The organism is Paenibacillus aurantiacus (assembly GCF_042431225.1).
GTDB lineage: Bacteria > Bacillota > Bacilli > Paenibacillales > Paenibacillaceae > Paenibacillus_Z > Paenibacillus_Z aurantiacus.
Genome location: NZ_JBHMDO010000031.1, coordinates 184,684 through 195,064, shown reverse-complemented (window position 1 = coordinate 195,064; position 10,381 = coordinate 184,684). Strand labels below are relative to the sequence as shown.

Here is a 10,381-nt window from a genome sequence, read left to right as displayed (position 1 = left end):
CCTCAAGTAAGTTCACCGGATCCCACTAACCATTGCACGTCCATAGCTTCGCGTGTTATTTGAGATCTAGGTCTCAACCAGCTTAATCATGGTTTGCACAATAGCAGGTGGACAGTTTGTGTAACGGGCTTACTGCCCAGATATTTTATCGTCCTCCCCGGCTACAGCTATTGTAAATGAAAATGAGGTCAACCAGATTAAGCTGGCTAACCTCATAATACGAGAATATTTTACAGACTCGCTTTTTATGGGAAACTTCCTACTGCGTATATGATTGCCTATAGATATAGTGATGAATTACAATTACTCTGTGATGAATATGCTATTACCTTAGTCGATCCGATGAAGGAACTTCCTCATACTTCAGATCATGCTACTGCTTTCAAAGAGCTACTGATCATTTTAATGGTGGATTCTAGGGCAAAAAAATTCGAAAAAGATATAGATGAGTTCTTTAAGCCTGTGTCAAGCTCACCTAGAAAGGTAATTAGCAAATTGGAAATCCATGCTTTAGAAATTACAGTTTCTCAGAAGGATTTCTCGGTGGGAATTAATCTCTTTAGGGAAATATGTGATTCGAGCGTTATTCCTGCAGATTTTGAAGATAGGATAGTTAGTATATATTATTTATTAGCTCGTAAAGTTATTACGGAGAGAAATACCGAAGAAATTAGTTCGGCAATATTTAACCTCAAGATTACTAATCCTGTTAATAAGTTAAAATTACTTACCGCGTTGATGGCTACAGCAAATGTAAGAACACCGAAAAGTAAATATGGTGACGATCATTTCCTCGGTATTACGACAGCGAACATAAACAAAAAATTCTATCATGTTGTGGCTGCTAAAGCTGTAGAACTAGTATATAATTGGGGCTGGAATCCGTCTCAACCACTTTCTTGCAATGTTCATCATTGGATTGAGGATGGCTCTGACTTGGAGTTATTGCCTATTGGATTAAAGCAGTATGTAAATGAACAGATGACAGGCTTAGACGCGATGTGAGTACTGTTGCAGAACATCCTTTTAAAAGACAAAAACGACTGAAAGAACATGCCTTTGGTCCACCATCAACACTTTCTCAGGATGAAATTGTCTTGATAAATGCATACTTACAATCATTTTAAAGAAATGGAAAGAACCTGTATTTAATAATATACAGATTCTTTCCTTTCTTGTATTATACCAGTACATTGCTTTGATAGCCATTTAGGATTCGGCAAATTACCTGGCTGCCAACGGGCATAATGTACGAAGCAGTACATACTATGGAGGTAACGCCCAGCTTGTAAATCATCTATATTCCGAAATGGGGACCACCTCTTTTGGAACCAGCTTGGCCAAGTACTCAGAGGGAATATTGATCCATTTGCGTCATAACGGTGAGAAATGTGTTGGCACTGAACACCGGGGAACTGACAGCATTGCATGGGGGGCATACACTTCGGCGATAGATTCAAACTTGCCTGTCGGCATACGTTACGATATGTTTGTATCGGGTAATACTTACGAGAACTATCATTTTGTTCTCGGGATCGGATATGTGAAGTATGCGCAAAATTATGTCGGGTTTAAAGATCCCGATAACGGCACGGCTAATACAGGAACGACCTATGTTTTGTGGAGCGACAATGATCAAGATATCGGCTTCCTTAATTTGTTCAAACATGCTTAAGTCAAGGATATGACAGTTGAACTAACAAGCAACAAAATTAACCACCCAACAATGGGTGGTTTTTTATTTCCGCCGTTTGGCATTGTAAGCGTAAAACGCGACAAGCAGCTGACTGACCTGAAGAAATCGACAGGCGACAACGAAGAGCCGAAGAAGCAAATCGAAACGCTGCAGGCCGACAACAAGAAGTCCGGCGACGAGTACAAGGCCAAGCTTAAGGATCTGGCCGCGATCAAGCTGGCGGTGGCCGGTGCAGTGGATACGGTAACCAACTATTGAAACAAGATTGAGCTAGTTTTACACAAGATTGAACGAGAAACTGAACACCTCTGCAACTATACTGAGATTGCTTAGGTGAACAATATGTCCATTAGGAGTGGTACTTAGATGACACATGTACTTCGCATCGGCACTTTGGTCGGCGGGGGCGATGCAGTAAGGGTCATCCCGCAGATCGTCTCTCACGGCTTCGAGTCATTCAGCTTGACCTTCTGGCAAACGACAGGCGGCACAGACCTCGTGGAGACCGCCAAGCGGGTTCGCGAGCTTCAAGATGAATATGGATTCATCATCTCGACGCTAGGGATATTCGGTAACCCGCTAACCGGAACAGGCGATAATGCGGATACACTCGCCAGCTGGGAGCGTCTTATTGATCATGCTCACTTATTCGGCACGGACATCGTATCCGGCTTCACGGGAAGATTGACCGGAGAGTCGATCGAAGCTTCGATTCCGAAGTATGCGCAGGTTTTCGGCGAGCTGGGGAGAAGGGCGCAGGATAAAGGCGTTCGCATTGCGTTCGAGAACTGCGATATGGGGGGCAGCTGGGCAACAGGCGATTGGAACATTGCGCACAATCCGACCGCGTGGGAGATGATGTTTCATGCCATTCCTTCGGAGCACATCGGCCTGCAGTGGGAGCCATGCCATCAGATGGTGTCCTTGATCGATCCGATCCCGCAGCTGCGCAAATGGGTCGATAAAGTGTTCCATGTGCATGGGAAGGATGCAACAATCGCATGGGATGTTGTGAAGGAATACGGTATACATGGACCTAAGCCGTTCGTCTGGCATCGGACACCGGGGTTCGGCGACACGAAATGGACCGATATTATTACGATATTGCGGCAAGCTGGCTATAAAGGGACGATCGATATCGAAGGCTGGCATGACCCGGTTTACTGCGGCGAGCTGGAGATGACCGGACAGGTTCACGCGCTGAATTATTTGAAGCAGTGCCGTGGCGGCAATTTTGTGCCAAATCCGATCTAACCCGTTTCGGAACGCTGGGAGATTCGGACGATTCGTTCAAATAGTAAGGAGCTTAGCATCGGATACTTATCCCATGCTAGGCTTTTTTGTTTTCTAAAACAAACACCAACCCTAAAATCCAGCAACCTTCACCTGAAATCCAGCGGATATATTCCGTGACAGGTTCCTTCTTATAATGGTTACAACGTCCTGCAATAACCACGATCACACTTAAGGGAGGAATGACACCGTGGAATTGCGCCAGCTTGAATATTTTATTCAAATTTGCAAATCAGGCAGCTTCACCAAAGCGAAAGAAGAGTTAGGGGTGACACAGCCTACGCTAAGTCAGCAAATCCGGGTGTTGGAGGATGAATACAATACACAATTATTCGATCGGGTAAGCAGAGGAGTTGAAGTAACGGAAGCGGGCAAAATTCTCTTGAATAAAGGCAACGCGATCCTGAATCTGCTTGAAGAGGCGCGTAATGAAATAGATGGCCGAAACCGAAAATCGCAACAGACCATATCGATTGGATGTTGTCCTGCCGAACTTGAATATCTTGCGCCTTATTTGATGCGATTTCACCAAAAGTACCCGAATGTTTCGCTCAAAATTACCGATACCGAGGATGCCGCGAATAAGGTTCTCGCACAGATGGTGGACATTGGCATCACGGCCTATCCGGTTTCAGACGCCGCGGTCATCTCGACGCATTTGTATCGACAAGAAATGGCGCTGTTGGTTCATGCCGATCATCCTTTGGCCAACGAATCTTCGATTCCTTTCCGATCGCTCAAGCACATGGATTCGATTATGTTCCGACAACAAAACAAATCCTTGCTTGATATGTATGGTTCCTATTGTGGATTCTCCTTGAAGTCGATCATCGAAACGTCCTCCACGTCCGTATTGATTCATTGGGTTCGTCATGGACTTGGAGCGGCGCTGATCCCAACCTCTTTGCTCGAAAGTCTGCAGGATGATGCCTTGCGCATTATTAAACTAGAGGGCCATATTCCGCGTTGGGATATATCGCTTGTCTATCTAAATACGTTCGCATTGCGATCCACCGCAAACGTATTTATTCAAGAGATGGATTCCTATGTAAGAGAAGGCGAGGTGAATCTCTCGTGTTCAGGCAATTAGAATGTTTCATTCAAATTTGCCGAGAAGGAAGCTTCACGAAGGCGGCAGAAGTTCTCATGGTTTCTCAACCTACTTTAAGTCAGCAGATCCGCTTTCTAGAGACCGAGGTTGGAACCTCGCTATTTGAACGCGTGGGCAGAGGGGTCAAGGTTACGGCCGACGGGGAGATTCTATACGAGAAAGCCGTTTCCGTGATGAGGCTCATTGAGGAATCGAAGAATGAGACGTACGAGTTACGCAATGCCCGGGTAAAAAAACTCTCCATTGGCATTTCTCCGACGGACTTTTTTGGTTTAACGCCTTATTTTCTGAAATTTCATGAACAGTATCCTGACATTGCGCTGAAATTTGCTCATGCAGAACAGATATCCCAACAATTACTGACCAGCAGTATCGATATTGGATGTACCGACAGCTATGAGCCGAACAAGGAAGTTCATATCTTGCACCTGTACAAAGAAGAACTAGCATTGGTCGTATATGCGGATCATCCATGGGCAGATCGAACGGCGGTTTCTTTACATGAGCTAGAGGGCTTGGACGCTTCCTTATTCGTGGGGGATATAAGCGCAATCGAGCAGCTTCAACCATGGGGCGCCGCAATCGCCAAAACCTTGCAACCCAAGTTCGAGTCGACGTCCACGGCCATTCTTCTGTCCATGGTGCTGCACAAGATGGGGGCAGCGATTTTACCTGCTTCTTCCATTGAGATCTTAGCTGCTCACCAATTGAAACTCATTCGCCTTGTAGATCCAACGCCAATGCGTGAGATGAAGCTTGTTTTTAGAAGACATCACAATAATCCTGCTGTTCAGAAATGCATCGATTTTTTTCTAAAACATGTGCCATTGTCCTCTTAATGCGCTTCCTCCAGATGTCAAGCGTGCCTAGAAACCTGCTTAGGACGACCCTTTTATTTGCCAGCAATAACCTTTATACTAGCACTAAAATGATGCTCCTGAATACCGTAACCCTACTTTATGAGGGGGAAATCAGGGGGTTGAATCGATTAGCGCGCAGACGAAGGGGAGCTATGAGTGGGTAAAAGAGGTCAATCAGCAATGTTGTTACTCGTTCTGATGATGTGTTCGACGATAACGGCTTGTTCTGGGAACACGGGCACATCGAGCAATGGCAATGCTGACAATCGCGCGAACGTAAGCGCCAATCTTAAGGAGGCAGATTCTTCTCGAACAGAGCTATCTCCGGATGAGCCCGGCTGGAAGCAGGACACGACGCCGATTACGTTTGACTGGTATATCAATTTCGATTGGTTCACTGGCAAATGGGGAGGAAACATCGTCTCCGATTATATTACGAAGAAGACCGGCGTCAGCTTGAATTTCATCGTGCCTGCCGGGGACGCCAGCGAGAAGCTGAACACGATGATTACGGCAAGGTCGCTCCCTGACTTCATCACGCTAGCCTCGTATGAGGATTCCGTGCAGAAGATGATCAATAGCGATGCGGTGCTTCCGTTAAACGAGCTGGCAGACCAGTATGATCCTTATTTCTTTAAAGTCGCGGACCCCGCTAAGCTCAGCTGGTATGCCCAAGCCGACGGCAATGTGTATGGCTACCCGAATGCCTCCTCCTCCCCTGCGGACTATCGCAAATATGGTCAGCTATTCACGTCTAATCAAACCTTCGTTGTTCGAAAAGACATGTATGAAGCGCTTGGGAAACCGGATATGAGCACGCCGGAAGGATTTCTCGGCGCGCTAAGAGCGGCGAAGGAGAAGTTTCCGGAAGTCGACGGCCAGCCGCTCATTCCGATCGGCCTGCATGAATTTACGGAGACTGGCAACTATTCGCTCGATTCCTATCTTCAGAACTTCCTGGCCATTCCGCAGCAGAAAGACGGCAAACTGTACGACCGTCGAAGCGATCCCACCTATCTGAAATGGCTGAAGGTGTTCCGCCAAGCGAATGAGGACGGACTGATGCCGACAGATGTCTATATTGATGAGAAACGACTGGAGAAGGATGAGAAAATATCGCAAGGTCGTTATTTTGCCATGCTGTATCAGTGGTCTGATTTTACGGAGATTAACCAAACGTTATATCGCAAAGACCCGAATAAGGCGTATATCGCGATTGACGGTCCGGCGAACGATGCGCAGGATCCGCCGACCCTTGCAGGCAATGGCGTCTCGGGTTGGACGGTAACGCTCATCTCGAAGAACGTCAAGGACAAGAAGCGGGCCATCGCGTTCCTCAGCTATTTGCTCAGCGAAGAGGGAAACAAAGATTTGTTCTTGGGCGAGAAGGGCGTTACCTACGATACAATAGACGGCAAAGATCAGCTCCTGCCGGAGGTCAAGCATCTGCTCAACACCGACCGCCAAGCCTTCGATAACAAATACGGCGGTTCCTATAAGTACTGGATGCTCATGGATACAAACATGAATCTCGCATGGATGACGGGGATGGATGCCGAACCTGCCAAGCAAATCAAGGAATGGACGAGGGGCAAGACGATCAGCATGACCGAATTCGACAATCTGGATCCGGACCCGACGACGAAGGAAGGTATCGCGCAAACCGAGAACACGCGGCTCTGGGCCGAGACGCTGCCCAAGCTGTTGATGGCGGGGTCGGATGCCGAGTTCGATCAGCTATTCGCTCAGTACATGAAAACGATTACGGAGGATCCCGAGCATGAAGCGATCGAAGCTAGTCGTCAAGCCGCCTATGAACGGAATGTACAGAAGCTGAAATCGTCGTTCAATCAATAGTTGTTAGAGGAAGCAGCAGGATGTGAGACAGGAGATGGGACGCGCGGTAATTCGTTGGTTATTGGGGATACGTGCATTTGCGTTTAACCTTTCGCTTCAAGTCAAACTGATTCTATCGTTTGTGTTCGTGATCTTCATACCGGTTGTTCTATTCTCTTGGTATACGCTCAATGAAGAGTCAGCCAAGGCCATGAAAGAATTGATGAAGAATAACGAGAATGTGCTTGAAGTCGAGGAGATCAACATCGAGAATAACATCGAGCTGATGGGCTGGACCGCACAGCTTGCGTTATCCAATCGAGAGATGAACAAATATTTGCAAATTGAACAGACGCAGGATGCAGCGCAAGTGCTGCATATTAAGAAAGACGTGGTCAACAACTTTCAATATTTTCTGTTCAACAATCCGCGCATTGCGAATGTCCGATTGTTCACGGACAATCGGTATGTGAATGAAATTTGGCCCGTCATCCTGCAGGAAACCCGTATTCAAGACAGGCCTTGGCATGAAGAAGCGATGAAGCAGAACGGGTTGCCTTGGTGGGCGATACAAGAGAACATCGTCCTCACCGGACTGCCATCCGAACCATCGCCGAACGAGCCCTTCATGACGTACTTGCAGGAATTCAAATATCCGGACAATGCAACCCATAACGGGGTTCTGGAGATATCGATGAAACTATCGAATTTCTTCTCCGGCACGTTCAGCAGCGTGCAGGACGCGAACTCCCAACTGATCGTCGTCGCCCGGAGCGGAGAGGTATTCAGCTTGAAGGGTTCGCCTGTATTCGAGCAGCACAGCGCGGAGGAATTGGTGAAGAGCGTGAAGCTGACGAGCAACTCCGGTATCGAGACCGTACAGTTCAAGGTAAACGGGCAGTCCTACCTGGCCTTTCAGAGCTACATCCCATCGATCGACGTCCATTTGGTCAATATGGTTAGTCTTGCGGACACGATGAAAGACATTAATCATTCGAAAGTTCGATACCTTGTTCTCATTTCGTTGCTAGCGGCATTTCTCATCCTGCTGTCTTACTCGATGCAAGCGATCATATTGCGCAGGCTTAAGGCGCTGCGAGAATCGATGCAGCAGGTAAGAAGCGGTAACTTCAACGTCGAGCTGCCGCCGATTACCGGTACCGATGAGGTAGGAGAGCTAGGCTATCATTACCGCAAGCTCATGCTGAAGATTAACGAGCTTATTCAAGAGCAGGCAGCCAGGCAGGCGGCAGGCAAAGAAGCCGAGCTTCGCGCGCTGAAGAACCAGATCGATTCCCATTTTCTCTTCAATACGCTGGAGAACGTCAAGATGCTGGCGGAGATTGAAGGGCAGTACCTGATATCGGAAATCATGACCTCGCTAGGCGGTATGATGCGGTACTCCATGGAGTGGAATCGGGATCACGTCATGCTCAGCGATGAGATTCAGCAGGTCCAGGATTATGTATCCATCATGAATATCCGTTATGATGGAAGACTCGATCTCCGATTGTCGATTGCGCCGGAATGCCTCAAGCAGGAATCGCTCAAAATGTCCTTGCAGCCTACAGTCGAGAATGCCATCAAGCATGGGATGCGCCGCATGCATTCCAGCGACGGCAATCTGGTTATTCATATCTCGGCCTCCTTGCGTGATCAAGCTTGCGTCATTGAGATTACGGACAGCGGATGCGGCATACCGGAGGAGACGCTTGGCTTATTGAATCGAATGCTGCGAATGGAAGAGTCCGCGTACCAGGATGCCCGGCAATTAATCGTTCGCAACGATTACCAGGACAGCAACGGAATCGGTCTGCGTAACGTGGATCAACGATTAGTGATGAGCTATGGGGTGGAATATGGGATTCGGATCGAGAGTCAGGAAGGAAGCTATACGCGCGTAATCATGACTTTGCCCTATCGGGTCATGGGAGGGAGAGCAGACATCTATGATTAGCTTGCTGATCGTCGACGACGAGAAGATCATTCGGAGGGGGCTGCAATCGGTCATCGAGCGGCAGCTTCCTAATCAGTTCAGCTACCGATTTGCCGAGAATGGACAAGAGGCGCTGGAGCTGCTTCGCTTGGAACCTGCGGATATTATGTTCACCGATATCCGCATGCCCATTATGGATGGGCTTGAACTGCTCGAGCAGCTGCAAGACGATCCGGTCAAACCCGAGGTTATTCTGCTGTCGGGCTACAATGACTTCGTCTATGCGCAGAAAGCGATCCGCTGCGCGGTGAAGGATTATCTCATCAAGCCTGTGAAGCTGGATGAATTGTTTGCCATCCTGGAGCGATTAATGCTTGAGATTAGGATGAGAGAAGAGCGGGCAGACACAGCGGGCGATGAGGCCCGCATATCTGCGGCCGAGCTGGTTACGCTGTATTTGACCCAGAAGGACGTAGGGGATGCGATAACGCCGGACGAAGCCGGCCTAAGCTGGTTGGATGCAGGCTATACGCTGGGCTTGCTAATGCGTCGCGGCGGGGGAGCACAGACTAGCGGAGCGGACGCTGCTTCTTTCCGGGATCAAATCGCGGAGCTGCTGCAAGGGCATATCGATTGGATGCTCACTCGTGACGGAGTAGGCGGAACCATTGTGATTGCACGTGACCCGGAGATTTTCTACCAGTTGGCGGAACGGTGGAAATTACGTGAATCGGAGCCGCAGCTGCGAATTGCGATTAGCGATGCCGTGCAAGGGATCGAGCAGATCAGGTGGGCCTACAGTCAAGCGAAGCAAACCTTGAAATACGGGTTATTGCTTCCGGAACTCGATGTGCTGGAATACACCGGCGTCATCCATGAACGCAATGAGCAGCATGTCGTTCCTGTTGAGTCCATCCGTCGCATATTGAACCTCATCGGAATGGGACGCGGGGATGAAATCAAACAGCTGCTCGATCAAATCCTCGATGTTCGCATGATTAGCAGCTGTGAGATCGGCTATCTGGAACGCATTAGCCAGCTGCTGAACGAGGAGCTGTTCGACAAGTTGTTCCACATCTATGGGTATAAGGCGCTTGATCTATTAAGGTCGCACGCCAACGTGGGGCACATCGGGAACTTCGATCGATTGGAAGATTATTACATCGCCACCTGGCAGCTTCTCGATCGTCTGGACCGGTTCATCCCGGATTGGAGAGAGAAAGCGCCGGCGGAACAAAATACGATGCAGAAAGTGATCGCCTACTTGCAAACGCATTATGCCGACGATTTGAACATGGCGGTCGTGTCCAACCATTTCTCCCTCAATTACTCGTATTTCAGCCAGGCTTTCCAAGAATATAGCGGGGAGAGCTTCTCGAGCTATGTTCGCCGGTTAAGACTGGAGAAGGCGAAGGAATTGTTGGTGACCTCTGATTTGAAGGTGTACGAAATTAGCGAGCAAGTCGGATTCGAGAATGTGAAGCATTTTACGAGGAAATTCAAAGATACCGAAGGCATCACAGCGCTGGAATTTCGAAACCAGCGCAGGCAGATGATTGAGCCAAGAATGCCCTGAATCAGACGCTGCGACCCGCAAGAAGGTTATTTCACACATGTCCTTCTTATGGGTCATAGTCTCATGAGGTAAG

Annotated in this window: 9 protein-coding genes; all 9 read left to right on the top strand. The window is 48.3% G+C overall.

Annotation, left to right across the window (positions count from 1 at the left end; translation table 11 throughout):
- Positions 1-270: 270 nt before the first annotated feature.
- The 9 genes from ACFFSY_RS18860 to ACFFSY_RS18820 all read left to right on the top strand — a co-directional run bounded on the left by ACFFSY_RS18860 (position 271) and on the right by ACFFSY_RS18820 (position 10,308).
- Entirely contained in the window at positions 271-1,005 is a 735-nt protein-coding gene (locus ACFFSY_RS18860) for a hypothetical protein (protein WP_377496851.1), read from the top strand.
- Between the two features lie 355 nt (positions 1,006-1,360).
- A complete protein-coding gene (locus ACFFSY_RS18855) occupies positions 1,361-1,675 on the top strand; it encodes a hypothetical protein (protein WP_377496849.1) in 315 nt (104 codons plus the stop codon).
- Between the two features lie 9 nt (positions 1,676-1,684).
- Positions 1,685-1,954 (top strand): phage scaffolding protein, encoded by a 270-nt coding sequence (locus ACFFSY_RS18850; protein WP_377496847.1) that lies wholly within the window; start codon positions 1,685-1,687, stop codon positions 1,952-1,954.
- A gap of 108 nt (positions 1,955-2,062) precedes the next feature.
- A complete protein-coding gene (locus ACFFSY_RS18845) occupies positions 2,063-2,950 on the top strand; it encodes a sugar phosphate isomerase/epimerase family protein (protein WP_377496845.1) in 888 nt (295 codons plus the stop codon).
- 229 nt (positions 2,951-3,179) lie between these two features.
- Positions 3,180-4,079: a LysR family transcriptional regulator gene (locus ACFFSY_RS18840; protein ID WP_377496843.1), complete on the top strand. Its 900-nt coding sequence runs from the start codon at positions 3,180-3,182 to the stop codon at positions 4,077-4,079.
- Positions 4,064-4,939: a LysR family transcriptional regulator gene (locus ACFFSY_RS18835; RefSeq protein ID WP_377496841.1), complete on the top strand. Its 876-nt coding sequence runs from the start codon at positions 4,064-4,066 to the stop codon at positions 4,937-4,939. The genes ACFFSY_RS18840 and ACFFSY_RS18835 overlap by 16 nt, the downstream gene beginning before the upstream one ends.
- 219 nt (positions 4,940-5,158) lie before the next feature.
- Positions 5,159-6,817: an extracellular solute-binding protein gene (locus ACFFSY_RS18830; RefSeq protein WP_377496870.1), complete on the top strand. Its 1,659-nt coding sequence runs from the start codon at positions 5,159-5,161 to the stop codon at positions 6,815-6,817.
- Between the two features lie 34 nt (positions 6,818-6,851).
- Positions 6,852-8,753: a sensor histidine kinase gene (locus ACFFSY_RS18825; RefSeq protein ID WP_377496868.1), complete on the top strand. Its 1,902-nt coding sequence runs from the start codon at positions 6,852-6,854 to the stop codon at positions 8,751-8,753.
- Entirely contained in the window at positions 8,746-10,308 is a 1,563-nt protein-coding gene (locus tag ACFFSY_RS18820; RefSeq protein WP_377496839.1) for a response regulator, read from the top strand. Before ACFFSY_RS18825 ends, ACFFSY_RS18820 begins: the two co-directional genes overlap by 8 nt.
- The last annotated feature ends 73 nt before the right edge of the window (positions 10,309-10,381 follow it).

Bases quoted from the DNA above. Each gene is read 5' to 3' on its own strand.
- ACFFSY_RS18860 (WP_377496851.1), top strand. From the start codon at position 271: ATGATTGCCTATAGATATAGTGATGAATTACAATTACTCTGTGATGAA.
- ACFFSY_RS18845 (WP_377496845.1), top strand. From the start codon at position 2,063: ATGACACATGTACTTCGCATCGGCACTTTGGTCGGCGGGGGCGATGCA.
- ACFFSY_RS18850 (WP_377496847.1), top strand. From the start codon at position 1,685: ATGACAGTTGAACTAACAAGCAACAAAATTAACCACCCAACAATGGGT.
- ACFFSY_RS18830 (WP_377496870.1), top strand. From the start codon at position 5,159: ATGATGTGTTCGACGATAACGGCTTGTTCTGGGAACACGGGCACATCG.
- ACFFSY_RS18820 (WP_377496839.1), top strand. From the start codon at position 8,746: ATGATTAGCTTGCTGATCGTCGACGACGAGAAGATCATTCGGAGGGGG.
- ACFFSY_RS18825 (WP_377496868.1), top strand. From the start codon at position 6,852: ATGGGACGCGCGGTAATTCGTTGGTTATTGGGGATACGTGCATTTGCG.